The organism is Secundilactobacillus mixtipabuli, from assembly GCF_002217925.1.
Lineage (GTDB): Bacteria > Bacillota > Bacilli > Lactobacillales > Lactobacillaceae > Secundilactobacillus > Secundilactobacillus mixtipabuli.
In genome coordinates, this window is record NZ_BCMF01000015.1 from 1 (window position 1) to 26,025 (window position 26,025).

Consider the following 26,025-nt stretch of genomic DNA (forward strand, 5'->3'; position numbering starts at 1 on the left):
GTGTGGTGGCGATAGCCTGAAGGATACACCTGTTCCCATGTCGAACACAGAAGTTAAGCTTCAGCACGCCAAGAGTAGTTGGGGGATCGCCCCCTGCGAGGGTAGGACGTTGCCACGCAAGCGAAGCAGTCATCGAGAAATCGATGGCTGTTTTTTTGTCTGTTACAGCAAAAAAGCTAGCCATTCATTTCAAAAAGAATAAACGCTAACTGTTATAAAGGCACGCAATAATTATAAAATAGAAGCCGCTTATCGGATTTGAACCGATGACCTCTTCCTTACCATGGAAGTGCTCTACCTTCTGAGCTACAGCGGCAACTCATATTATACTACAGGCATCCATGTACGCGGATCAATAAAATAAAAAAGTGAATTGGACTGAAAAAAGCTAGTAATAATTAGGTCGGCGTAGTATACTAATAAAGTTGGTAATTTATAAAACGACATCGGGAAGTAGCTCAGCTTGGTAGAGCACCTGGTTTGGGACCAGGGGGTCGCAGGTTCGAATCCTGTCTTCCCGATAGCAAATCATTTGATAGGCTATTGTTATTAATGAGCAATATGCCGGAGTGGCGGAACTGGCAGACGCGCTGGACTCAAAATCCAGTGTCCGTTGAGGACGTGTGGGTTCGAACCCCACCTCCGGTATCATACAGAATTTAATAAGCACCCTGTTTTCAGACTTAACTGAAAACAGGGTGCTTATTTGTATCACAGTAGCTACGCTAAGTACATCTGATAATAACCAACTGCGGCTAAAGCTTGAGCAGTATTGATTTTGCCGGTCTTGATCAACTTTAAAACCCGTGTAAAATCAACTAACTGCGTGGAGACAAATTCATCAGTATCGAAATGGGTAGCCGTGCGCTTTGAGGGGTTAAAGGACAATAAAATGAGGGCTGCAGTTTGATCCATAAAGCCTTCTGAAGAAGTGATCGTGGTCATCACCTGAGCTGATTGTGCGATGTAGCCGGTCTCTTCTTGAAATTCTCGTTGAGCTGCTTCTTCGGGACTTTCACCAGGATTAATGATACCCGCTGGCAAGGAGACCGAATCAGCATTGATGCCGACCCGGTACTCACTGGTTAGCACGACTTGTTGATCAGCCGTCATGGCAAGGATTGTGATCGTTGGTGCAGTATGAATTAAATCGCGCTCAACTGAAAGACCATCTGGGGTGTCTATTTCGCACTGCTCAACGGAGAAAACAGGGCCCTGATACTGCTTTGTTCTTTTTTTGATGTGACCAGCTTGATGCCAATTATTAAACATGGACAAGATTTCCCTTCTGGTTAGTGTTATATTCTATTTAGTGCTGAATCATGCAGCACCATTCTACTACAAGAGGTGGTTAGTGTGAATTTTATTGGAACATTATGCCTCCTGCTAGTTTTGACGACCTTTGCTGGACACTTCTCAAACCGAATGGGAATGCCATCTGTTATTGGTCAGATCTTAGTGGGTATTATAGTCGGGCCAGCACTACTTAATTGGGTTCAGCCTAATCAGTTGATCAATCTTTTTTCAAATATTGGTGTCATCATGCTGATGTTTATTGGCGGCTTGGAAAGCAACCTGACCCTGCTTCGGCGTTTTTTTAAACCAGCCATTATCGTGGCCCTATGCGGGGTTGTCATGCCGGTTGTTTTTATGGGTGGCGCAGCCATCGGCTTTCATTATTCAATTTTTGAGGCAGCATACATAGGTGTTATTTTTAGTGCAACATCAGTTTCCATATCCGTCGCAGTTTTAAGAGAGTACCATGCCCTAGATACCTCGGAAGGCGCGACAATTCTTGGTGCGGCCGTGGCAGACGATATTGTGGGTGTCATCTTGTTATCAGTGATGATTAGTTTAATGGGGACGCAGGGGTTAAAGACCAGTGGCCAGGATACCAACATCGGGTTGATTTTGCTGGAGCAAATTGCCTTTTTTGGTGGCACTTACCTCGTGGTGCGTTGGATTGCCCCATACTTGATGAGTATTAGCGAAAAACTGCTGATGAATTCCACTGTCACCATCATGTCGATGGTGATCTGTTTGGGCATGGCATGGCTGGCCGATGCTGTGGGCTTAAGTGGCGCAGTTGGCGCTTTCTTCGCGGGAATTGCAGTTGCCCATACGCCGTACCGTGAAGTGATTGAAGCACATACGGAACCAATCGGTTACGCTGCCTTTATTCCGTTATTCTTCGTTGGAATTGGACTGAGTATGTCCTTTCAATATTTGGGCCAGTCACTTGGGTTGATCGTTGTCATGACGATTCTTGCTTGTCTGACTAAATTACTGGGGTGCGGCCTAGGTGCACGCCTAACTGGATTTAGCTTTCATAGCAGTTACGTTATTGGCTCAGGCATGATTTCTCGTGGTGAAATGGGCATGATCACTGTGCAAATTGGCCTTCAATCTGGCTTATTGTCTAACGCAACTTATTCTAAAATGGTACTAGTCATTATTTTAGCCACCATAATTGCGCCATTCATGCTTAAGCAAGCATTGAAACCTAATCAAAAACAGTTAGCACCAGCCAGCGAAAAGAGCTGATACAAAATGCCTCCACCACCGTTCGAATATGAATGGTGATGGAGGCATTTTGTTGTGAATTTAAAGGGGACTTAATTGGTCAATTCATGTTCGATTTCTAAAACAGATTTTGGCATCTTGTCGGAGGCAATTAAAGGTGACACCTGTCCGACGCTGATCAAAATCAGTTGGTGCATGGCCCGTGTTGCGATGGTATACAAAGTACCAGTAAAACGCTCGTCTGGGAAATTAGCTGCGGAGACGTTCCAGGCAATAACAGCGTCAAATTCCAGCCCCTTGGCTAAATAAATGGGCATAATCAAGGTTCCCTTCGGCAGGGATAAATCCGAATCAGTCATCAGCGTAACGTCGTCGCTTTCATGGTGCAACTTCTGGTACACTTCATGAGCTTGCGCCAGATTCTTAGTTAAGATCGCGACTGTACCGTTTTCGAGCCGCAAACTGGCGACTTCATCCTCCAATGCCGCGTAACCGCTATCTGTATCGTAACGGATCACTAATCGAGGGAGTTTACCCGGCCGATTGAAGGCTTCAATCTGGTTGCCATCTGGTAACAGCGCTTTTGAAAAAGTCGTAATTGGTAGCGTTGATCGGTAAGAACGGTTTAATTTCAATAACCGGGGGTGATGAACCTGAAAGGCATCACTGAGACTATTTAGAAGTTCTTCGGGTGTTTGCACTGCTTTAAACAACGCTTGTTCGGCGTCTCCCAAGAAAGTCATATGAGCCTTGGGGAACGCATGGTGCAGATACTGTAGCTGAGCAATGGAATAATCCTGCATTTCGTCAACAAAGAGGTGATGCATCGCATGATTTTGTCCGCCACCAGTTAGAATGTCACGAATGTAGAGCAATGGTGCTGCATCTACTAATTCACATTTATGGAACTCAATATCATGGAGAAAGGCCTGCTGACTGCTCATCATTGATTTCTTGGTGACGTTGTCAGGGGGTGTAACAGTTGCCATGAAATCGGCATACTGGCTATAGATATCCAAGAAGTAATTATTGTAAATGGCATCGTAAACTTTTCGCAAGCGACGGGTGACAATTTTGCGTGCAATGTAGTTCGTTTCAGCATCGACTTCCTGAAAATCGTGGAGCCGTTTTGACCCCAGTAAGTTGTGATACTCTTCGTCTGAGAGTTGATCGATGGCTTCAGCGACCCAGTCGGATTTAGCTTCTTCGTTGATCCGGCGCTTTAGCTGTTTGATGAGGAGGTTTTTAGTTCGCAAGAACCGTTCAGCTGGTTGCAGGTGCGGCAAGCCTTGATAAATCTTCTCAATGTCGGTTTTATCAAAGAAAACCCGGCCATCAAAATAGATGTGGTTGAATTTAAAATGGGTTGGTGCGAGGGTTTGACAATAATCGGCGACTTGATGCATGTAACGAGATGATGACTTGTAATCCACGAGTGCTTGCTGTTCGGCGGTTAAATCAAGATCCCTTTCATAACGGTCAAATAAAGATTCAACCTGAAGGCCCTGGAGCCGCTGAGTGAGAAAATCAGCTAATGTGACCTGGCGCATATTCCGTTCGCCTAAACTAGGCAGGACGTCAGAGATATAGTGACTAAACAGTTTATTAGGTGAAAATAAAACGATTTGATCAGCTTGCAGTTCCTGTCGGCTGTGGTAGAGCAAAAACGCAATGCGTTGCAAAATAGCGGATGTTTTACCCGATCCCGCCACTCCTTGGACGACTAGGAGGTCAGAGCGGGTATCACGGATGATGTCGTTTTGTTCACGCTGAATCGTGGACACGATATTTTGCATGGTTTCGTCATTTTGCTGGCCTAATACGTGCTGCAGCATCTCATCGCCGACGGTTTCATTAGTATCAAACATGCTTTCAATCTTGCCATTTTGAATCAAAAACTGTCGCTTCTTGGTCAGTTTAGTATGTTGTTTACCAGCTGGTGTATCATAGGTGACATCTCCTAGGGTCCCGTTATAATAAATTGCCGAAATGGGTGCCCGCCAGTCGTAAACCAGGAAGTTAGCATCATCATCGGTAAAGGAAGCTGTTCCAATGTAGAGTTTTTCCTGTTCGGTTTCGTCGGGGTCTTGAATATCGATCCGACCGAAATAGGGGGACTTTTCCAGTTCTTTATAAACGTTCAGCTGGCTGGAGATAATCTGTTCATTTTCAATCAGCCTTGAGGCCAGGGCACGTTGCTGTTGCAGCTCCGCGGAAGTTTCAATTCGATCATCAACTTCAAAGTAGTTAACGGAGGTGTTGGCGCTGTAGTTTTCTTGAACCAACTTCATTTCGGCGTGCGCCTTACTGTATTCCAGTGATACAGACTTGATTTTTGCGGTAATTTGATTGATCACCGAATCGACGCGTTGCTGTTCAATTTTCTGTTCCTGTGATTCCAAAAAACCGCCTCTTTCGTTTAATGTGCTTGAACCATTCTAGTGTGATTAGGTGTTTGTGTCAATTACAAAGAATCACCTGTATTTGATTTTGACAACACCCCTTAAATTGCTTAGAATAGAAGACATTATATAGATAGAATTCGTCAGTGCGTTACGATCATCACCACAGAGAGATCAGGTTTGCTGAAACTGGTCACGATGATTAATTTGGAGCTGATTAGTGAATTTTAGGGTGCCTCCTTATCGGTGAGAGTGGTGACTTGATGGTCACAATTTTAGGTGGTACCGCGGTTGACGTCCTATTGCAGTTGCAATGGGGCGTCTTTTTATTAAGCCAGCCACCGCACCAAAAGACGGGTACATGAACTGAAAGGGAGAATTAAGATGAGCAATAAGAAAATTATTTTAACAGGTGACCGGCCAACTGGTAAGTTACATATCGGCCACTACGTGGGGTCATTGCAAAACCGGGTCAAGTTACAAAATTCAGGTGATTACGAGTCCTTTATCATGATTGCTGACCAGCAAGCGCTGACTGACAATGCTCGCGACCCAGAAAAGATTCGTAACAGTCTGATCCAAGTTGCTTTAGACTATCTAGCTGTTGGTATCGATCCAGAAAAGTCAACCATTTTAGTTCAGTCACAGATCCCTGCATTGAGTGAACTCACCATGCATTATTTGAACTTGGTCAGCGTTTCGCGTTTGGAACGGAACCCCACGGTCAAGACTGAAATTAAGCAAAAGAACTTTGGCCAAAGCGTGCCAGCAGGGTTCTTTATCTATCCTGTCAGTCAAGCAGCTGATATTACTGCTTTTAAAGCAACCACTGTGCCAGTGGGTGAAGACCAAGAACCAATGCTGGAACAGACTCGCGAAATCGTTCGTAGTTTCAACAGTATTTATGGCGACGTACTGGTTGAACCTGAAGGCTACTTCCCACCAGAAGGGGAAGGCCGGATTCCTGGACTTGATGGTAACGCTAAGATGAGTAAGTCATTGAACAATGCGATTTACTTATCGGATGATGCCGACACTGTGCAAAAGAAAGTGATGTCAATGTACACGGACCCAACGCATATTCACGTTGAAGATCCGGGTCATGTCGAAGGTAATACGGTGTTTACCTACCTTGATATTTTTGACGACGATAAGGAAAAAGTCGCTGATTTGAAAGCCCAATATCAACATGGTGGTCTTGGTGATGTTAAAATTAAACGGTATTTGAACGATGTTTTACAGGCTGTTTTAGACCCAATTCGTACCCGTCGCGAACAGTATGCTCAGGATATTCCTGGTGTTTATAAGATTTTGAAGGATGGTAGCGAAAAGGCCAACGTTGTTGCCAATCAAACGTTAAAAGAAGTTGTCGAAAAGATGGGGTTAAACTACTTCGGTTAAAGATAGGCGGATCTGATAATAAAAAGGGTGTTGGGTGATGGATAATTTAGTGATCGTTGATTTGGGTTCAAATTCCGTGCGGATGACCATTAATGAAATTCGGCCGGATAGAACCTTTCGTGAAGTCGCACGTTATAAGGAAGATTCGCGCTTATCTGAGGGAATGGGTGAAAAAAAAGAACTTCAGCAACCTGCTATCAGACGAACGTTGGCCGCGTTGCACAAATTCAAAACGTATTATGAAACATTGCCCAATTTAACGGTCAAAGCAATTACCACTGCAGCGGTCCGTCAAGCCAGTAATCAAGAGGCGTTTCTTGAACGAGTTGAACGTGAGATTGGTCTTAAGTTAGCAATCTTGTCTGGAGACGATGAAGCGTACTACGATTATTTGGGGGTTAAGAACCGGTTGCGCGTGGAAGACGCTTTAATGCTGGATGTTGGCGGCGCCAGTCTGGAAATGGTTAACATCAGTGATGGTAAAGAGAGTAATCTGATCAGTATTCCGTTTGGCGCGGTTAATTTGTCTGAACAGTTTAATTTGGCCGATAAAGTTAACGCAGCTGACTTCTTCAGTGCAACGATTTTTTTAAGAAAACGGCTCCGAGATATTTGGTGGTTGCGTGAGGCGCAGACTAAACCCTTGATTTTGCTCGGTGGTGCGAATCGCTCACTGGCCCGGATGAGTCGGCGTCAGCAACAAATTTTACACGTGGAGCAGATTCATGGCTACCAGTTGACAACGCCGGAAGTTTTTCGATTATTTAGCATGCTATTACGCAAAGATCTTTCGCAGCGACGACAGGTATCAGGTCTCGAACCAGACCGAGCAGATATTATCATTGGTGGGATCATGCCACTTGTGTTGCTATTACAGATGTTGGATTCAGATCGGGTGATTTTTTCAGAAAGTGGTGTGCGTGAAGGCATTATTCACGCGTATCTTAATCACGAATATGATGACTAATAGGTAAGGGATAGGTGAACATGGAAGCGGCGTTTTCGCAATTTTACAAACGGACTCCCAAACAGCGGTTAGCGCTTTTAGCAGAAACGCTAGGATTGTCTGAGGCGGAGCAACAAGCACTTCAACAACGGGCAGCTCAGGGAGATGCACCGTTATTGATTGAAAATTATTTAACGACGTATCAATTACCAGAGGGCGTCGCCGTTAATTTTAGGGTGAACGGCCATGATTATGTCGTACCGATGGTAACGGAAGAACCCAGTGTGATTGCAGCCGCTAGCAATGGTGCCAAGCAATTGACAATAGCGGGTGGCATCACTGCTGCCGTTCATTCCCGTTTATTGACTGGACAGGTTGTGCTGAGCGACGTGAAGGTTTATGCCTCCATTGACGATTGGGTAGCCCTGCATCAAAATGAATTGCTGGATGTGGCCAAGCAAGCCCACCCTTCAATTGTTACCCGTGGTGGCGGGCCAAAATCAATTCGAACCCGTGATCTCGGTGAAGGCTTTGTTTCAATTGATCTGACCGTGGATGTTAAGGCTGCCATGGGTGCCAACATGATGAATACCATGCTGGAAGCAGTTGCCGATGTGGTGCAAAGTAAACTGCATCACACAACGTTATTTAGTATTCTGTCGAATGCTGGTGATCAAAGCCTGACGACGGCCACCGTTTCAGTACCGGTTTCACAATTAGCTGATGATTTAGACGACGCACAGCAAGTTGCCAAACGGCTGGTACAGGCAAGCCGCATTGCCCAATTGGATCCGATGAGGGCTGTCACTCACAACAAGGGCATCATGAACGGGGTTGACGCGTTGGTGATTGCTATGGGCAATGATTGGCGGGCAATTGAAAGTGCTGCTCATGCTTTTGCGGTTAAAGACGGCCAGTACCGTGGCCTTAGCGATTGGCAGTTAGCGGGTGACCGCTTAACGGGAACGCTGACCCTGCCCCTACCAGTTGGTACCGTTGGCGGTGCAACGAAAGTTTTGCCGCTGGTTAGCATCAACCAAAAAATCGCGCGGATCAACTCACCAGAAGAATTGATGAAATTGATTGCTGCCGTGGGGTTAGCACAGAATTTTGCTGCCCTTAAAGCACTGGTGACCAGCGGTATTCAACAGGGCCATATGAAGATGCAAGTGAGATCCTTAGCGATGACGGTTGGTGCCACCCCACAAGAAGTGCCTGTCTTGACCGAACAGTTAATGGCACTCAAAGATCCAAATGAAGCACAAGCTAAACAATTATTAAAACAAATCAGAAACCACAAGGAGGACAACCATGCAAAACGTTGAAATTAATTCGGCGACGCAATCCTTACTGGATGCCGTCAATGAACTTTTCCCCGGTAAAGTTGATTTACAATTTATCGGTAAACTTCAAAACGGTTATGTGCGGCATGATCAAGCACAGGCCGTTCAGGACAAGGATCACATTATGATTCAGGTCAGCGATTTATCTGCACCAGACTACACAGCTTCACACGAACTTCTGCACCTGCTGATGACGCTACGTGGCTTCCCACAAATTTTCTTTGCCATTTCAACTGGTGAAGAGCAGCTTGATCAGCAGTTGATGATGCTTGGTACCGAGCTGTATGACACGGTTTGCCACATCGTCGTTGTGAGTGAACAGCGAAAGCACGGTTTGATCAATGATGAAATCGAAAAGATGTATTTGAAGGGGATTCAGGCAACGATTACCCCTGAGCCAAAACCAGTGGACGATAAAATGACCTTGCGTTTGCTGACATTAACCGACGCACTGGTATTTTACGGTGATGGTAACGATACGGTTAATGCTCAGCTAGCTAAGGACTATCCAATCGCATTTGCAGCGGCCAAAAAGCTGTATGAACTGATTACCGAAAAAAAGGTGGATTCACCCTTTACGCTACGTCGTAATATTGTCAAACTGTTCAAGGCTTTTGATGAACAATTAAAGGATTGGGGCTTGCCACCAATTAACATGACGGAATTTGCGACCGTTTCAAACGTTGTTTCTAAACGCCAGCTGCGGCTTGAAGTTCGCCAGGCATTTGAGCTGTTCCACTCCGACATGGTGGATATTAAGAGCAAGCGTCGGGCATACGTCGGTATTAATCGTGCCGATGGTCAAAATTCCTTTGTTATTTCGGCACCAACTAAGGAAAACGATAATCCTGAATACTACAAAGCCATTTATTCTCTATCAGTTGAAGAACTGTTTAAGAAGTTGGAAATGCCATATATTCTACGTTAATCGGTCATGATTGGGGGCCATCATATGGATGCAACGATTCAACGAGCGTTTGAACAATCAAAGCACATTGTTTTTCTGACGGGTGCGGGGGTTTCAACGCCTTCTGGGATACCAGATTATCGGTCTAATAACGGGTTATACACGCACCACAAAAATGCGGAATATTATCTTAGTCATAGCTGTCTGACTCAGGAACCAGACGTTTTCTATGACTACGTTAAAACCAATTTGTATAAGCCTGATGCCAAGCCAAACGTGATTCATGAAAAGCAAGCAGCGCTAACGCAGCAGGATCGCGCAACAATCGTGACCCAAAATATTGATAACCTTTATCGTGAAGCTGGCGCTAAGCACTTGATTGAATTTCATGGTAACCTGTACCGGGTTTATTGCCAGAAATGTCATCAGCAAGTTGACTGGCATGATTATCTCAAGAGTCCGGTACATGAAGGCTGCGGTGGTCAGTTGCGTCCCGATGTTGTGCTGTATGAAGAAGGTTTGAATGAAGCTAACATTTCAAATGCCGTCAACGCAATGGCCAATGCTGATTTAATTGTGATTACAGGGACTTCTATGCGAGTCTATCCTTTTGCAGGTCTGCTGGATTACCGCAACCCAATGGCACCAGTGATTGTCATTAATAATGAGCCACTATCCTTTTCGTTTAATTTTGAAATGGTTCAAGAAGATGCCGCTGATTTTTATCGGCAGCTTAACGTGTAAATTGATTCGACCGGGATAGCCGGTCATACATAACTAGGAGGGGGCGCGAAAATGAGCAAATCGCGGTTGGAGGCATTTACCGATGGTGTCATGGCCATCATTGTCACGATTTTAGTGTTGGAAATTCCGAGTCCTCAGGGAACAGGGTTCCAGGCTTTATGGCCATTACGCTATAAATTAATTTTATATTTACTGAGTTTCTTGACGGTGACCGTTTACTGGAACAATCACCATCACCTGTTTCAAATTACGGAAGTCGTCAGCGGTTCTGTATTGTGGGCCAATAACTTTTTCTTGCTCATGATCAGTTTAATGCCGGTAGCAACAGCCTGGGCGGGTAATCATATTGAGTATGTTGCCCCTGAAGTCACTATGGGGATCGTTTATTTAGTGGTCAATATTAGTTTTTATATTTTAGTTAGGTCGCTGTTAAGCGCCCATGACGCCGATTCAGTTTTTACAGCATTCTTTGGTAAGGGAAACCATAAATCCTGGTTTTCTATGGCGATGATGTTGTTGGGCGCAGTTTTGGCGTTTGTTTGGCCGCCTGCTTCTGCGATCCTATGTTTTGGTTCGTTAGTCCCGTGGATCGTCCCAGATTACCGAATCGATCGCTATTTAATGAAGCAAAGTAAGCAATAATAGTTTGGAAGAATGAGGCGCTTGCGATGATTACAATTGGTTTAACAACTTGGAAAGAACACCCGGCGCTTATTCAGGATGTCCAACGTGACGTGACGTTACCCGAGTACGCGGCAGTTTTGCCGGTGGTTGAGTTGGATACGCCGTTTTACGGTATCCCAAGAGCGACGACGGTTGAAAATTGGCAAAAACAGGTGCCGGAAAAGTTTCAGTTTATCCTGAAAGCCAATAAGCTCATGACTAAGCACGATTATGGTCAGGAGACGGCTAGTGAAGAGGAGCGTCAACAAGCTTTCAATGAATATCGGCGCATGGTTCGGCCGTTGGTCAAAGCACACCAGTTAAAAACAGTTTTGTTCCAGTTCCCACCGTTTTTCCAGCGGACCACTGAGAACCTGCAGTGGCTGTTTGAGATCCGTGATCAGATGGCTGATTTACCAATTGCGGTAGAGTTCCGAAATCCTAGTTGGTATGATCCGGCGTTGACGGCAGATTTGATGCGTTACTTAAAGGGACTTAACATGACTCACGTGATCGTGGATGAACCTCATCGGCTAAACGATGGGGTGCCGTTTGTTCCTAAGGTGGCGGATGACCGGTTAGCACTGGTCCGACTGCACGGGCGCAATGAAAAGGGCTGGTTTAATCAAGGCAAGGATTGGCGCGGTGTTCGGACACTTTACCGATACGATGACCATGAACTAGCTGATTTTGCCGAGACAGTCACTCAACTAGCAACCCAGGCTCAGGAAGTTTGCGTGATTTTCAATAATAATTCGGGTCGTGACGCGGCACCTAACGCATTGGCACTCCGAGATCTGCTGCACTTATCCTGGCAGGGATTGGGACCGCAGCAAATGAGTTTGTTTTAAGAACACCAACATTTTGGGTAAAACTGGCAGTTGATGACTGAGAGTTATTTCTCAGGTGAAGCAGATATGCTATAATGTTGGAGACTTTCTAGAAGTAGAGAATAGCTTTAAAAAATAAAATTGACTGAAAGGGGCCTGTTTTTTAACATGACAGAAACCAAACCTACGTATTACATAACGACACCCATTTATTACCCATCGGGGAAATTACACATTGGGAATTCTTACACCACGATTGCCTGTGACGCCTTGGCGCGTTACAAGCGTGAAACCGGCTATGACGTCTTTTTCTTAACTGGGACTGACGAACACGGTTTGAAGATTGAAGAAAAAGCTGAAAAGCTGGGTACTGATCCTAAAACTTACGTGGACGAAATGGCAGCTGGCATCAAGAAGTTATGGAAGACGTTGGAAATTTCGAACGATAAGTTTATTCGAACAACGGATGATTACCATGAAAAAGCCGTCCAACAAATGTTCCAGCAGTTACAAGACCAAGGTGACATTTACTTGGGTGAGTACGAAGGCTGGTATTCCGTTGACGATGAAGAATACTTTACAGAAACACAACTTGCTGAAGTTTATCGTGACGACAACGGTAAAGTGATCGGCGGTAAGGCGCCTAGTGGCCACGAAGTTGAACTGGTTAAGGAAGAATCTTACTTCTTTAAGATGGGTAAGTATGCCGATTGGCTGTTAGCTTATTACAAGCAGCACCCAGACTTCATCCAACCAGCAAGCCGCATGAACGAAATGATCAACAACTTTATTAAGCCAGGTCTAGAAGACTTAGCCGTATCACGGACGACCTTTAATTGGGGCATTCCGGTTAAATCTAATCCTAAACACGTTGTCTATGTTTGGCTCGATGCGTTGACCAACTATATTACGGCGCTTGGTTACGATGGCAAAGATGATAGCTTGTTTAAGAAATTCTGGCCTGCCAACGTTCAAATGGTCGGTAAAGAAATCGTTCGTTTCCACACGATTTATTGGCCAATTATGCTTCATGCCTTGGGGTTACCACTACCTAAAACAGTCTTTGGTCATAACTGGCTGCTGATGAAAGACGGCAAAATGTCTAAGTCAAAGGGTAACGTCATTTACCCTGAGACGTTGGTTGACCGGTACGGACTGGACTCCGTTCGTTATTACTTGATTCGGGCAATGCCTTACGGTAACGATGGCACCTTCACTCCTGAAGACTTCGTTAACCGATTGAACTACGATTTGGCTAACGATTTGGGGAACTTGCTGAACCGGACAGTGGCCATGATCAATAAGTATGAAGATGGGGTTATTCCAGCTTATGAAGCTGGTGTGACTGATTTTGATGCTTCATTAGAAGAAACGGCTAAAACCACGATGGCTAACTACCATCAGTTGATGGACGATTTGCACCTCTCCGATGCCTTGGCAGAAATTTGGAAATTAATTGCCCGGACGAACAAGTACATCGACGAAACTGAGCCATGGATCTTGGCTAAGAGCGACGATGATGACAGTAAACGGCAATTAGCTGCCGTTATGGCTCATTTATCAGCTAGCTTAAGGGTCATTGCTTACTTCTTGAGTCCCGTGATGACACACGCACCAAAACAGATTTTGGCGCAACTCGGCCTGGAATTTGACAGCAACGTTAATTTGAAAGAATTGACTATGGCTAGCTTGCCTAAGAACAGTAAAGTTGTTGAAAAGGGAACGCCAATCTTCCCTCGGCGCGATGCTGAAGAAGAAGTTGCCTTTATCGCTGCTCAGATGACCAAATCTGATAAGAAGAAGGGCCGGGCTGCTATGGAAGCCGCCAAAGAAGCCGCTAATTCAGGTGTTTGGAATCCAGAAAATACCGAATTAAAATCAAACAAGAAGGAAATTCGGTTTGATGTTTTCGAAAAGATCGAATTGAAAGTCGCCGAGATCATTGACGTTCAAAAAGTGCAGGGTGCTGATAAGCTCCTGCAGTTCCGCTTGGATGCTGGTGACGCGGATGACCGTCAAATTCTATCGGGAATTGCCGAGTACTATCCAGAACCTAAGGATTTGCTGGGTAAAAAAGTGATTATTGTGGCGAACTTGAAGCCGCGTAAGATGCGTGGCCAAGTCAGTCAAGGAATGCTCTTGTCCTCTGAAGATTCTAAGGGTAAGGTGCAGCTCGTTACGGTGCCTGATAGCATCGAAAACGGGTCGACAGTCGAATAGTAACTAAACTTTCGCAACTAGCGGAAGGCGAAATCCGAATTTTCAGCTCGTTGAATATTCGGATTTTTGTTTCAATGCAGGAGAATAATCAATGAAAATTTTTGATTCACATACCCATTTAAATAGCGAAGAGTTTATCGATGACGTGCCACACTACCTCGCGCGTGCAGCCGACCTGGGCGTGGTCAAAATGACCATCGTGGGTTCAAACACGGAACTCAATCAACAGGCGATTCGCCTCGCTCACGAATATCCGCAATTACACGCCGCAGTTGGCTGGCATCCAGAAGATTCGAAGTTTTACGATGCTGAAAAAGAAAAAGTGTTGGAACAGCAATTGACAGAAGACCGGGTCGTGGCTCTGGGCGAAATTGGCTTAGATTACCATTGGGATACGTCACCGCAAGATGTTCAGCGACGGGTTTTTAAACGGCAGATTGAAATCGCCAAGGCCCATCACTTACCGATTGTGGTCCACAATCGAGACGCATTTGAAGATACGTATAACATCATTAAATCAGTGGGGATCCAAGAGACTGGTGGCGTGATGCACAGTTTCAACGGGGATCCAGAGTGGTTGAAGAAGTTCCTGGATTTGGGTATGATGATCTCGTATTCAGGCGTTGCCAGTTTTAAGAACGCTCATGAAGTACACGATGCGGTTCGGGCAACCCCGCTTGATCGAATGATGGTGGAAACGGATGCGCCATACCTCACGCCAGAACCCCATCGTGGCGAACAGAATGAACCCGGCTTTACACGATATACCGTAGAAGCTATCGCCAAAGAACGTGACACGTCACCTGAAGAAATAGCCGCTGCAACTTGGCGAAACGCACACCGATTTTTTAACATTAAGGAGTCCTAGATTAGATTGAAAACCATTAAAGAAGTGATCGTGGTTGAAGGTAAAGACGATACCAAACAGATTACGAAGGCGGTCAAAGCCGACACGATTGAAACCCGCGGTTCTGCCGTCCCAGATGAAACGTTGGCTTTAATTGAAGAAGTGGCTAAAAAGCGTGGGATTATCATTTTTACCGACCCAGATTTTTCCGGTGAAAAGATTCGTAAGATTGTGTCTGAAGTTGTGCCCAACGCCAAACACGCTTTTTTACCTAAAGCTGAGGGTGTGCCTACCAAAGCCGGCGGTTCATTGGGTGTCGAACACGCTAGCCCAGAAGCAATTCGAGAAGCATTGGCGAACTTGTATACTGAGGGTGACTCAACCATTGAACAAATTAGCCAGGCAGATTTGATTAAAGCACGATTAGTGGGCAACCCCGAGGCAAAAGCACGCCGTGAACAACTTGGTGAGTTATTGCGAATCGGTTATGTGAACGGGAAACAACTGAAAAAAAGATTGCAGATGTTTGAAATTAGTCAAGCCACATTTTGGCACGCAATTGAACAGATTGACCAAGAGGAGAGTGAACGCCAATGAGTACACCATTAATTGCAAGTCCAGCACGAACACAGGCGATTATTAACCGGTATGGTCTGAATATTAAAAAGGGTCTTGGCCAGAACTTTTTAACTGACATTAATATTTTGGAACACATCGTTCAAGCTGCGGAACTTTCAGAAAACGACAACGTGATTGAAATTGGTCCCGGAATCGGGGCATTAACAGAGTTCTTGGCACAAAACAGTCATCATGTTTTAGCGTTTGAAATTGATGACCAATTGGTACCCATCTTGGATGAAACGTTGTCTCAGTATGATAACATCACCATCCTGAATCAGGATATTTTGAAAGCTAATTTGCCAGAAATTATTGGTGATCACTTTGATCCCAACAAGCCACTCAAATTAGTGGCTAATTTGCCTTATTACATTACAACCCCAATTTTGATGAACGTGCTGCAAAGTGGTCTCAAGTTCGATTCCATTACCGTGATGATGCAAAAAGAAGTGGCTGATCGATTGGTTGCCGTACCCGGTACCAAGGCATACGGTTCATTATCCATTGCCGTTCAGTATCACACGGACGCTCAAGTGGCCTTCACTGTGCCGCGGACGGCATTCATTCCGCAACCTAACGTTGATTCAGCCATTGTCACGATGAAGAAACGGGTTCCCTTTAATCCAGCACCTTTTGATGACAAGGCTTTTTCAAAATTTGTGAAGGGTAGTTTTATGCATCGGCGCAAGAGTTTTTGGAATAATCTTTGCGCAATCTTTGGTAAGGATCAAGACGTCAAAGATCGCATTACTAATGTTTTGACCAAAGTTAGAATTTCACCACAAATCCGGGCAGAAAAGCTGACAATCGAACAGTTTATTGAATTGACGAATGCGTTGCACGAAGAAGGTTTACTTTAAACCGTTTTAACTAACTAGAGAACTGAAACCAACAGTAGTGAGCAGGCTGGTTAGGTGCTGAATGCTATCATGAAAGGATTTTAATCTGTTTTTTCATGACAAAATACTTGTTGTAAATAAGTGGTTGTGGTATAATTTGACTTTTCTGTGAAACCATGATAAAATGTTTCACACAAGGGGTGAGGTCATGCCAACAAGTTTAGCAACTATTAAGGACCGGCTGTCAACACACATTGGCCAGGAACTTATGGTAGTCGCCCAGGCAGGGCGTAAAAAAACAACGGAGCGTCATGGAATTCTTAAAGAGACATATCCAGCTGTCTTCGTTGTGGATCTGGACCAAGATGAAAATTCATTCGAACGTGTTTCATACAGTTATACTGATATCCTAACGCAGAATATTCAGATTGACTTTGGTGACAACGATCAGGATGACAATCAGTAAAAACAGGTCTTTGAGGCCTTTTTTTATTGGCTAAAATAACAATAAGCGCGCACTGAATATCAAATGGTGCGCGTTTTTTGACTTTTAAAAAAGTTATTTAACCATTAATTAAGCGATTAGATTTGTGATAATATAGGACTGTACATGAACTTTGAGCAATTCATTTAAATGGGGTTGTGAAGAGAGACAGTGCAAAAAATTAATTCTGGGGGGAATTTTGAATGAAGCATTTAGGCTTAATGACCGGTGCTGTTGCAGGGACAATAGCATTATTGAGTTTCGCGGGTAATGCCAACGCTGCGTCGTATACTCAAAAGAGTAACGCCATCACACAGTATTCTTCAGGTAGCTTGCGGACTGTTAATAATAAGGCAACGGGTTTTGTCAAGGCAGGCTCGTATGCATTTGCCAAGAATGGCAGCGGCAGTAATACGATTGCCAGTGTGGGCGGCAATCAGAAATGGACGTTTAAAACCGAATTTCAGTTACCGAATACGCACTCAGCCAAGGGTAGTTCCAAGTATGACATGACTAATCCGCAATCGGCTGCTTATGATGGGGGTCACTACCTCTACGTTGTTTATCAACCGCACCACACTAAGGGAATGACGAATAAAGGGTTTGTTGCCCGCTATGATATGAATAAGCTTAAGGGCATGTCATTTGATCAGCAGCAAGCTTTATTGGCTGGTAAATCTGGCAGTTCTGCGGTTAGAATTGGTGGGATTTTTACCACTGGTCACGGTCAATCACTGGCTTACGATAAGAAACATAAATCACTGTACATGTGGCGTGACACGTCAATGAGCGCAACGCGAACCTCAACATTGCAACGAATCAGTACGTCGTCATTAACGCCTAACAAGGCAATCACGTTCCACATGTCCAGCCATGGTGCAAACGTACCTGGTGGTCACGACCTGACCTTTGACCACAGTGGCAATGCCTACTATTGGACCGTCTCCGGTTCAAGGGTCAAAGTTTATAAGGGTACCATTGGTTCCAAGACCGTTCATTTCCGGCTGACCAAGCAACTGTTTGACCACCGGCCAGGGACCCACGAACAGGCAATGGGATACAATGGTCACAATGGCCGGCTGTATTTAGTGGCCGATGATTCAATCACTAGTTTCCCAGCCAAAAAGCTGAATGGTAATGGTTCACTAAAAGCCAGCGATTTTAAGTACACAAAGTTCAACTCGCACCGTGAATTTGAATCATTGAACTTTGATAACGGTGGTCACGGCCTATTAATGTCCAACCGTAACCCTGAAATCTTACGGAGCACAACAGCTTATTAGAAGTGAAGAATGATATGGGGGTAAAATAATGAAAAAATTCGTTTTAACGATGGTGGTTGCTTTAGCGACAGTATTTAGTGTTGGGACACAGGCAAGTGCAAGTACGAAAACTTATCATGATAAGTGGGAAGATACCTATGTTAAAGTCACGAAGAGTAAGGGGAAGGTCAGCAAGATTACGTTTGCTCTGACTAATACCAAGAAAATCATGAAGAAATTCCGCAAAACCTCAAAATTTACCACGACGATGACCATTGTTAATAGCACCCATGCTAAATTAATTCGTAAAAATTATAAGGGTGTGACGACGTTCAATGGCAATATGCCAACGCTGACCTCAAAGCGTCACGCGTCAGAGGTCCAGACTAATCCAATTCCAGGCATGGTTGAAGATTCAACTGAAGAAATTTATATTAATACTGACTATTTTGGTAAGTATGCCAATAAGCATAAGAATATGATTGCCAGTTTTGAATGGTGGTGGAATACATTTGGTGATGACGAACCAACGCCAAATGGCGATGCTTATGTTTATGCCAACGGCACCGTGAAATTTGCTAAACCATATTTCGGTGAATAAAAGTCGAAATTGATTTTCATTTAAAGCGATAGGGGTCTCATCAGAAAATTTTCTGGTGGGACTTTTTATTTTGCACTTTTTTAGCTGAGTTGGAATCTGAAAGGGATAACGACTAGCTTCGAATGGGCTCATGCGCCTCTTTCACACCTTGTTCATTTCGAGTATAATGTCCCTAATAACAAAACTTAAGGGAGCAGTAATATAAGCAAGCCATTCTAACTGAAGTGTAGGTGATCAGAATTTGATAATAGTGGAAAAGGCAGCGGCCAAGGTTAATCTTGGCCTTGATACACCGTTTCGCCACGCTGATGGTCAGCCTGAATGGGATATGGTGATGACCTCCATTGACTTGGCGGACTACGTTGAAGTGTGCTCGACCGGTTCCAAGCAGATCGTCGTTTCCTCCAACTCGGGGTTTTTGCCTAATGATCAGCGCAACCTCGCGTTTCAAGCAGCTTCATTGCTTCAGCGCACGTTCAAAGTTAAACGTGGCGCGCATATTAAAATCCAAAAAAACATTCCGGTTGCAGCTGGTTTAGGTGGCGGTTCGTCAGACGCTGCAGCTGTTTTGCGTGCTTTGAATCAGTTGTGGGAGATTCATTTACCAGTGGCGCAATTAGCTAAATTAGGGTTAAAGGTTGATTCTGACGTGCCCTATTGCGTCTATAGCAAAACGGCTCATGTAACCGGGCTCGGCGAACAGATTGAGGTTTTGGACCCAGCATTAAAACCAGTTTGGATCGTTTTAGCTAAACCAAACGTGAGCGTGTCAACGCCCAGTATTTTGCGGCAAATTAATTACGATGTGTTGGCGCACCCCAAGATTGCTGACGTCCTGGACGCAATTAAAACTGGGGATCATCAAAAGCTGGTGGCCAACATGGGCAATGCATTGGAGCCCATCTCAGTGCGCCGTTACCCCGAAATTCAACAGATCAAAGAGCGGATGAAGGGGTATGGCGCAGAATCTGCAGTGATGAGCGGTACTGGTCCGACCGTCTTTGCCGTCTTTAACAAAGAATCCCGGGCACAGCGGGTCTTTAACAGTATTCGCGGTTTTTGCCCTGAAGCTTATCTTGTCCGTTCGCTATAAGGAGTGATTATTTTGTCCAAGTGGTTCAAAATTTCGGCTGCAGCGGTGGTAACTGGTTTGACAGCAGCCGTTGGCGCAAGCGTTGCGGCCTATCACGGTATGACACATATTAGTGATGCAGAAAAGGAAAAGGGGCACCATAAGGCGGTCGCTGAAAATACGGCGGCTGATAACGTCTGGTATCTCAAACAGCCGATTCAAGAGTGGCGGCAACTGACGCCGGATGGGTTAACGTTACGTGCGAGTTATATTCCAGCTGCTGAGAATAGCCAGCGAGTTGTGATTTTAGCTCACGGTATCAATCATGCGCGCGAGCAAGTCATTCCGTTCGCACGGTTATTCCATAACCATGGCTACAACGTGTTGATGCCGGATGCACGGGCTCAAGGCGAAAGTGATGGTCATCGAATCGGTTTTGGCTGGCCGGACCGCAAGGATTACTTGGGTTGGGTCAACAAAGTAATTGACGAATTAGGTGACCAGGTGAAGATTGTTCTGATGGGGTTCAGTATGGGGGCTGCGACCGTTTTAGCGACTGCTGGTGAGCAATTGCCGACGAACGTGAAAGCGGTAGTAGCCGATTCAGGGTTTGCTTCCATTTATCAGATGGCCAAGACGACGTTACGGCGTGACTATCATTTACCGGCTAATATCATTGTACCCATCGCTGACTGGTTAGCCCGATGGCGGACGGGCTCACGTTTGAGCCAGGAACGAGTGGACGACCAACTTAAGCGAGCGATGGTTCCGGTCTTGATTATTCATGGGGAAGATGATCAAGTGGTCCCGGTCAAACACGCTAAACTTCTGTACGATGCGGTTCAGGGGCCAAAAGCGGCTTATATCGTCCCCCATACGCGGCATATTCAAGCCTATGCTCATGATCCTAAGCATTACGAACAGGTGTTGCATAACTTTTTAGGCCAATATTTGTAAAAGAGATTGACTTCTCTTAATAAACCTTTACAATAAAATAGTAATCATTACTGTTTGCAGTAAATTAAAAAAGCACGCGAGGTGCTTTTTTTATTGAGGAGCTTTTATGACTGAATCGATACTACAACTAAATCATTTATCCTTTGCTTTTCCCGACAAGCGAGTGCTGACAGATTTAAACTACGATTTGAAACGTGGCGACTTTTTGAGCATTGTCGGCGAAAATGGGGTTGGTAAGACCACGCTGATGCGGTTGATCTTACAAGAACTTAAACCAACTAGCGGCACGCTGGCATTTTTACCTAATCGTCAAGCGGTTCCAGTGGGGTATGTGCCACAATTCCGAAACGTTGATACAGAGTATCCTCTCAGTATTCAGGATTTTGTGGGCTTAAATTTTGCTAAGGTTGGTTTACCCTGGTTGTCAGGCAAGGAACGGCAACGGGTTAACCAAATTTTGACCGAAACAAAACTCTTTGATATTCGGCGCAGACCTTTGGGGCAGGCTTCGGGTGGTGAAAAGCAGAAAGCCTATTTAGCTCAGGCGCTGCTTGATGAACCCAGCCTGCTGATTCTCGATGAATCAACGGCAAGCTTGGACCCAGTTGCTAAGACCGAACTGCTTGATTTGGTGAAACAGATTAACGAACAGCAACAGCTGACCGTTATTTTTGTCACGCATGATATTCCGTTAGCCCGTCACTATGCGGACCACTACCTATTTTTAAGCCCAGGTCACTACGAAGCTGGCAATATTTCGGAATTGACCAATGAGAAAGTAGGCGAAATGAATAATGCTTAGTTATCCTTTTATGCAAAATGCCTACATGGCTGGGACGTTAATTGCCATTATCTCAGGTATTATGGGTGTCTTCGTGATTGCTCGTAATATGTCCTTCTTGACGCATACGTTATCTGAAATTGGTTTTGCCGGTGCCGCTTTTGGTATTTTTATGGGCTGGCAGCCATTAAACGGGATGCTTCTGTTTACCACGATCAGTTCGATTGGTGTGGGTGAATTAGGCGCCAAATCGTCACGACGGGAAAACTCGATTACGGCAATTTCAGCTTTAGCGATTGGCTTAGGGATCCTTTTTCTCTCGTTAGCGGATAGCAATGCAAGCTACGCCACCGGCATTTTATTTGGCAGCGTGATTGGCATCAGCCGGGCTAACGTTGTTCAAATGATGATTCTTTCCATTTCGGTTCTAGTGGTTGTTTTGGTAGTCTATCGCTATCTCAAGTTTGATTCGTTCGATCCAATCGGCGCTCAGGTGAGAGGGTTGTGGACGCGGACATTATCCGTTATCTTCTTAGTGTTACTGGCTTTTTCGGTTAGCGTGGCGGCTCAAATTGTGGGTTCGTTACTGATCTTTATTCTATTGACCCTGCCAGCAGCCGCGGCTAAGTATTTTGCCCATACAGTTGGGATGATGATTAGCGTGGCTGTAGGCTTTTCACTGGTTGGGGTTTGGTTAGGCCTGTATTTGAGTTACGTGACAAACTGGCCGGTCAGTTTCTTCATTGCAGCTATTGAAGTGATCTTCTACTTCAGCGCGCTGGTGTATCAGCGAATCCGGGCGTAAATGTTGGTTTAACTAAGGCACAGCATAGCATGCTGTGCCTTTTTTTATGAACTGATAAATAAATAAGATTATCCGTATATCTCGTTTATTTTTGAGCAGGTAAAACGACTAAACTTCAGAGACTTGTTAATAAAATCATGAGATTCAGAGAATCCAACCCTAAAATCCGAACATTTATGCTAGAATGATAATATTAAATATGATGTTAAGTGACATGGAGGAAACCAAAGTGAAAGTAAGAAGAAGCGACCGGCTGATTGATATGACCCGGTATCTTTTAGAGCGGCCTCATCAATTAGTGTCGTTGACCTTTTTTTCAGAACGTTACGGCTCAGCTAAGTCTTCAATCAGTGAAGATTTAACGATTTTAAAGCGCACACTTAAAGCTCGCGGGACGGGTCTGTTAGAAACGGTCCCAGGGGCAGCTGGTGGTGCCCGGTTGATTCCGTATATTGCTCAGCAGGAAGCAACTGAGTTCGTTGAAGATGTCATCAAATCATTATCTGAGGCTGACCGTTTCTTACCCGGCGGTTATGTTTACATGTCTGATTTACTTGGCCGTCCCAGTGTTTTACGCCAAGTAGGCCGGCTGGTGGCAACTCAGTATCTAGCAGATGAAGTTGACGCTGTTTTAACGGTGGCAACTAAGGGGATTCCGATTGCGCAAAGCATTTCGAATTATTTAAATGTGCCATTCGTTATTGCGCGACATGATTCACAGATCACTGAAGGCTCTACCGTGAGTGTGAACTACGTTTCGGGTTCTAGCAGCCGAATTGAGAAAATGGCGCTGTCAAAGCGAAGCTTAGCACCCGGTTCACGCGTTTTGATCGTGGACGATTATATGAAGGGTGGCGGCACCGTTGGCGGTATGCAGTCATTAGTCAAAGAATTTGACGCTAAAGTGGCTGGTGTTGCCGTCTTCGCTGAAGGCGCCTTTAAGGGCGACCGTAAAGTGCCAAAGTACACGTCACTGCTTAAAATTCACGCGACTAATGACCATGTCGATGTCACCTCTGGTAATTTTTCAGAACAAATTTACACACCGGAGCGAGTGGCGCAGTTTAAGAATTAAGCAAGTGAATTTCATTTAATAATAACGTTAAGGAGTTTGTCTAAATGAGTACTAGAAATACGATTATTCTCGCTGCTGGTAAGGGAACTAGAATGAAGTCAAAACTATATAAGGTCCTGCACAAGGTTTGCGGCCGTTCAATGGTTGACCACGTTTTGACTCAGGTAGAAAAAACGCACATGAATCAAATCGTGACGGTCGTTGGCTATGGTGCCGAAGAGGTTGAAGAAACCTTGGGCAACCGTACGAAGTATGTGCTGCAAAAAGAACAGCTGGGTACTGGCCACGCTGTTTTGCAGACTGAACCGCTGTTAAAAGATGAGGACGGCATGACTTTAGTTGTTAGTGGTGATACGCCGTTGTTTCGCGCTGAAACTTTTGAAAAGCTGTTTCAGTATCACGAAGCTAAAAAAGCGGTCGCAACGATTCTAACGTCTAAGGCACCTGATCCTACTGGTTATGGTCGGATCGTGCGCAATGACATCGGTATCGTTGAAAAAATCGTAGAGCAAAAAGATGCCACTAAGCAAGAACAAGAGATCAACGAAATTAATACTGGCGTTTACGTTTTTGATAATAAAGCGCTTTTTGCTGCGCTTCATAAAACAACTAATGACAACGCTCAAGGCGAGTATTATCTAACAGATGTTATTCAGATCTTAAAGGAACAAGGTGACATTGTGGCGGCATATCGGATGCCTTCCTTTGAAGAATCCATGGGCGTTAACGATCGAGTGGCCTTGTCCAAAGCGACTAAAGTCATGCAGCGGCGGATCAACGAATACCACATGAATAATGGGGTAACGTTGATCAATCCTGAGGATACTTATATTGACGTCAACATTAAAATTGGTGCTGATACCATTATTGAACCCGGCGTTTTGCTGAAGGGCAAGACGGTGATTGGTGATAATTGTCATATTGGGGCACACTCTGAGTTGCATGATACCGTTTTACATGATAATGTGACGGTGACATCTTCTTATTTGGAAGATTCCGAGATGGAAGATGGCAGCAATATCGGACCAATGAGTCATTTACGGCCGGACTCACATATTGGTAAGAACGTGCATCTAGGTAACTTTGTGGAAGTCAAAAAGGCCACAATTGATGAGGGCACTAAGGTTGGTCATTTGACTTACGTTGGTAATGCACATCTAGGCAAACGGATCAACGTTGGCTGCGGTGTCGTCTTTGTTAACTACGATGGTGCGCATAAGCATGAGACCACGGTTGGCGATGATGCCTTTATTGGGAGTAACTCTAACTTGATTGCGCCATTAACGGTTGCGGATCATTCGTTTATTGCTGCAGGATCAACGATTACTGATGAAGTCGCTCAGTATGACATGGCAATTGCCCGTGCCCGCCAGACGAATAAGGCGGGGTATTTCAAAAAGTTGCCTTACGATCCAGAAAAGTAATGTACTCAATTTGTTTGTTAGTGTAAAATGTATCTAGAAATAAGCCATTGGAGGATCCCATGTCAGAGAAATATAATGACCCAAAGTTGAAAATCTTTGCGTTGAATTCCAACAAACCACTTGCCCAGCGTATTGCTGATGAAGTTGGTGTTAGTCTTGGAAAAACATCAGTTGACCGTTTTAGTGATGGTGAGATCCGGATCAACATTGAAGAAAGCATTCGTGGCTGCCACGTTTTCGTTATTCAATCGACTTCCGCTCCTGTCAACGATAATTTAATGGAACTGTTGATTATGGTGGATGCTCTTCGCCGTGCGAGTGCTGCAACTATTAATGTGGTTATTCCGTATTATGGTTATGCACGTCAAGACCGTAAGGCACGTTCGCGTGAACCAATCACAGCAAAATTAGTTGCTAATATGTTGGAAAAGGCTGGTATTAGCCGAGTCGTAGCTTTGGATTTACATGCTGCGCAGATTCAAGGATTCTTTGATGTTCCCGTTGACCATTTGATGGGTGCGCCATTATTGGCAGATTACTTTATTAACCACGGGATCGCAGAAAACGCAGTTGTCGTTTCACCTGATCACGGTGGTGTTAGTCGTGCCCGGGCACTGGCTGAATTTTTAAAGGCACCAATTGCAATTATTGATAAGCGGCGTCCAAAAGCCAACGTTGCTGAGATTATGAATATTATCGGTGATGTTAAGGGCAAACGTGCAATCATGATCGATGATATGATCGATACTGCCGGAACCATTACCCTTGGTGCTCAGGCCTTAATGGATGCTGGTGCCACTGAAGTTTATGCCAGTGCAACTCATCCGGTCCTCTCTGGTCCTGCTATCGAACGAATCTCAAACTCAGCTATTAAGCAGCTGATTGTGACCGACTCGATTCAGTTACCTAAGGAAAAACAAATTGATAAGATTAAACAGATTTCGGTTGGTCCGTTGATTGGTGATGCGATTGTCCGCATCCACGAAAACCGACCCGTTAGTCCATTGTTCCATAATCGTTTTCACGGTAAAGAATAGTTAAAGTGATCGTCAAACAGGCATTCTCATTTTGAGGATGCCTGTTTTTGTGACTTAAAGAAGCAGTGCTAACTTCCGCGTGGATTTTAAGAAATAACGTGATGCAGGCATGTATAATAAAGGGCTCTTTGACAACTGTTGTTGGTAAATTTCTTAAATTAGTTCTAATCACTATTTTGTGATTAGGACTTTTTTAGTTTTGATGTGCAAGGTATAAAGCACTCTTACTCTAAATTTTCGGAAG

General features: G+C 44.7%; 24 protein-coding genes, 3 tRNA genes and 1 rRNA gene. 25 read left to right on the plus strand and 3 right to left on the minus strand.

Annotation, left to right across the window (positions count from 1 at the left end; translation table 11 throughout):
• The first annotated feature begins 1 nt into the window (after position 1).
• Positions 2-118 (plus strand): 5S ribosomal RNA (gene rrf / locus IWT5_RS11290).
• Between the two features lie 125 nt (positions 119-243).
• Here rrf and IWT5_RS11295 read toward each other — a convergent pair.
• Positions 244-316 (minus strand) — tRNA-Thr (locus tag IWT5_RS11295).
• Between the two features lie 131 nt (positions 317-447).
• Between IWT5_RS11295 and IWT5_RS11300 the strand changes: the two genes are divergently transcribed.
• Together IWT5_RS11300 and IWT5_RS11305 are read left to right on the plus strand one after the other, a co-directional pair.
• Positions 448-521 (plus strand) — tRNA-Pro (locus IWT5_RS11300).
• Between the two features lie 42 nt (positions 522-563).
• Positions 564-648, plus strand: a tRNA-Leu gene (locus IWT5_RS11305).
• Between the two features lie 72 nt (positions 649-720).
• On the opposite strand, the gene IWT5_RS11310 is transcribed toward IWT5_RS11305, so the two are convergent.
• Positions 721-1,272 carry an NUDIX hydrolase gene (locus IWT5_RS11310; RefSeq protein ID WP_089110043.1) on the minus strand — a complete coding sequence of 184 codons (552 nt, stop codon included), beginning with the start codon at positions 1,270-1,272 and terminating at the stop codon, positions 721-723.
• A gap of 84 nt (positions 1,273-1,356) precedes the next feature.
• On the opposite strand from IWT5_RS11310, the gene IWT5_RS11315 reads away from it, so the two are divergent.
• The gene (locus IWT5_RS11315; protein WP_089110044.1) at positions 1,357-2,544 is read left to right on the plus strand and encodes a cation:proton antiporter; all 1,188 of its coding nucleotides are present in this window, start codon (positions 1,357-1,359) and stop codon (positions 2,542-2,544) included.
• 71 nt (positions 2,545-2,615) lie between these two features.
• On the opposite strand, the gene helD is transcribed toward IWT5_RS11315, so the two are convergent.
• Positions 2,616-4,925, minus strand: a complete 2,310-nt coding sequence (helD, locus tag IWT5_RS11320) for an RNA polymerase recycling motor HelD (RefSeq protein WP_089110045.1) — start codon at positions 4,923-4,925, stop codon at positions 2,616-2,618.
• A gap of 384 nt (positions 4,926-5,309) precedes the next feature.
• On the opposite strand from helD, the gene trpS reads away from it, so the two are divergent.
• The 21 genes from trpS (at position 5,310) to IWT5_RS11425 (ending at position 25,781) form a co-directional block, all read left to right on the plus strand.
• Positions 5,310-6,326: a tryptophan--tRNA ligase gene (gene trpS / locus IWT5_RS11325; protein ID WP_089110046.1), complete on the plus strand. Its 1,017-nt coding sequence runs from the start codon at positions 5,310-5,312 to the stop codon at positions 6,324-6,326.
• Between the two features lie 37 nt (positions 6,327-6,363).
• Positions 6,364-7,293, plus strand: coding sequence for a Ppx/GppA family phosphatase (locus IWT5_RS11330; protein ID WP_089110047.1), 930 nt, complete (start codon positions 6,364-6,366; stop codon positions 7,291-7,293).
• 20 nt (positions 7,294-7,313) lie between these two features.
• Positions 7,314-8,597 carry a hydroxymethylglutaryl-CoA reductase, degradative gene (locus tag IWT5_RS11335; RefSeq protein ID WP_089110048.1) on the plus strand — a complete coding sequence of 428 codons (1,284 nt, stop codon included), beginning with the start codon at positions 7,314-7,316 and terminating at the stop codon, positions 8,595-8,597.
• Positions 8,584-9,543, plus strand: a complete 960-nt coding sequence (locus IWT5_RS11340; protein ID WP_089110049.1) for an IpaB/EvcA family protein — start codon at positions 8,584-8,586, stop codon at positions 9,541-9,543. Before IWT5_RS11335 ends, IWT5_RS11340 begins: the two co-directional genes overlap by 14 nt.
• A gap of 24 nt (positions 9,544-9,567) precedes the next feature.
• Entirely contained in the window at positions 9,568-10,266 is a 699-nt protein-coding gene (locus IWT5_RS11345) for an NAD-dependent protein deacylase (protein ID WP_089110050.1), read from the plus strand.
• A gap of 51 nt (positions 10,267-10,317) precedes the next feature.
• The gene (locus IWT5_RS11350; protein ID WP_089110051.1) at positions 10,318-10,908 is read left to right on the plus strand and encodes a TMEM175 family protein; all 591 of its coding nucleotides are present in this window, start codon (positions 10,318-10,320) and stop codon (positions 10,906-10,908) included.
• Between the two features lie 26 nt (positions 10,909-10,934).
• The gene (locus IWT5_RS11355; protein ID WP_089110052.1) at positions 10,935-11,780 is read left to right on the plus strand and encodes a DUF72 domain-containing protein; all 846 of its coding nucleotides are present in this window, start codon (positions 10,935-10,937) and stop codon (positions 11,778-11,780) included.
• 147 nt (positions 11,781-11,927) lie between these two features.
• A complete protein-coding gene (metG, locus tag IWT5_RS11360; RefSeq protein WP_089110053.1) occupies positions 11,928-13,979 on the plus strand; it encodes a methionine--tRNA ligase in 2,052 nt (683 codons plus the stop codon).
• 91 nt (positions 13,980-14,070) lie between these two features.
• Entirely contained in the window at positions 14,071-14,847 is a 777-nt protein-coding gene (locus tag IWT5_RS11365; RefSeq protein ID WP_089110054.1) for a TatD family hydrolase, read from the plus strand.
• Between the two features lie 6 nt (positions 14,848-14,853).
• Positions 14,854-15,423: a ribonuclease M5 gene (gene rnmV / locus IWT5_RS11370; protein ID WP_089110055.1), complete on the plus strand. Its 570-nt coding sequence runs from the start codon at positions 14,854-14,856 to the stop codon at positions 15,421-15,423.
• The gene (gene rsmA, locus IWT5_RS11375) at positions 15,420-16,304 is read left to right on the plus strand and encodes a 16S rRNA (adenine(1518)-N(6)/adenine(1519)-N(6))-dimethyltransferase RsmA (RefSeq protein WP_089110056.1); all 885 of its coding nucleotides are present in this window, start codon (positions 15,420-15,422) and stop codon (positions 16,302-16,304) included. Before rnmV ends, rsmA begins: the two co-directional genes overlap by 4 nt.
• Positions 16,305-16,491: 187 nt before the next feature.
• Entirely contained in the window at positions 16,492-16,749 is a 258-nt protein-coding gene (locus IWT5_RS11380; RefSeq protein WP_089110057.1) for a Veg family protein, read from the plus strand.
• A 221-nt stretch (positions 16,750-16,970) separates the two neighbouring features.
• Positions 16,971-18,050 (plus strand): hypothetical protein, encoded by a 1,080-nt coding sequence (locus IWT5_RS11385; RefSeq protein WP_089110058.1) that lies wholly within the window; start codon positions 16,971-16,973, stop codon positions 18,048-18,050.
• Between the two features lie 28 nt (positions 18,051-18,078).
• Positions 18,079-18,630, plus strand: coding sequence for a hypothetical protein (locus IWT5_RS11390; RefSeq protein WP_089110059.1), 552 nt, complete (start codon positions 18,079-18,081; stop codon positions 18,628-18,630).
• A 241-nt stretch (positions 18,631-18,871) separates the two neighbouring features.
• On the plus strand, positions 18,872-19,723 hold the full coding sequence (gene ispE / locus IWT5_RS11395; RefSeq protein WP_089110060.1) for a 4-(cytidine 5'-diphospho)-2-C-methyl-D-erythritol kinase: 852 nt from the start codon (positions 18,872-18,874) through the stop codon (positions 19,721-19,723).
• Positions 19,724-19,735: 12 nt separating this feature from the next.
• Entirely contained in the window at positions 19,736-20,659 is a 924-nt protein-coding gene (locus IWT5_RS11400) for an alpha/beta hydrolase (protein WP_089110061.1), read from the plus strand.
• 106 nt (positions 20,660-20,765) lie between these two features.
• On the plus strand, positions 20,766-21,461 hold the full coding sequence (locus IWT5_RS11405) for a metal ABC transporter ATP-binding protein (protein ID WP_089110062.1): 696 nt from the start codon (positions 20,766-20,768) through the stop codon (positions 21,459-21,461).
• On the plus strand, positions 21,454-22,245 hold the full coding sequence (locus IWT5_RS11410; protein ID WP_089110063.1) for a metal ABC transporter permease: 792 nt from the start codon (positions 21,454-21,456) through the stop codon (positions 22,243-22,245). The genes IWT5_RS11405 and IWT5_RS11410 overlap by 8 nt, the downstream gene beginning before the upstream one ends.
• Positions 22,246-22,474: 229 nt before the next feature.
• Positions 22,475-23,320, plus strand: a complete 846-nt coding sequence (purR, locus tag IWT5_RS11415) for a pur operon repressor (RefSeq protein WP_089110064.1) — start codon at positions 22,475-22,477, stop codon at positions 23,318-23,320.
• Positions 23,321-23,364: 44 nt separating this feature from the next.
• The gene (glmU, locus tag IWT5_RS11420; protein WP_089110065.1) at positions 23,365-24,744 is read left to right on the plus strand and encodes a bifunctional UDP-N-acetylglucosamine diphosphorylase/glucosamine-1-phosphate N-acetyltransferase GlmU; all 1,380 of its coding nucleotides are present in this window, start codon (positions 23,365-23,367) and stop codon (positions 24,742-24,744) included.
• Positions 24,745-24,803: 59 nt separating this feature from the next.
• Positions 24,804-25,781: a ribose-phosphate diphosphokinase gene (locus IWT5_RS11425; protein ID WP_089110066.1), complete on the plus strand. Its 978-nt coding sequence runs from the start codon at positions 24,804-24,806 to the stop codon at positions 25,779-25,781.
• Positions 25,782-26,025: the final 244 nt, after the last annotated feature.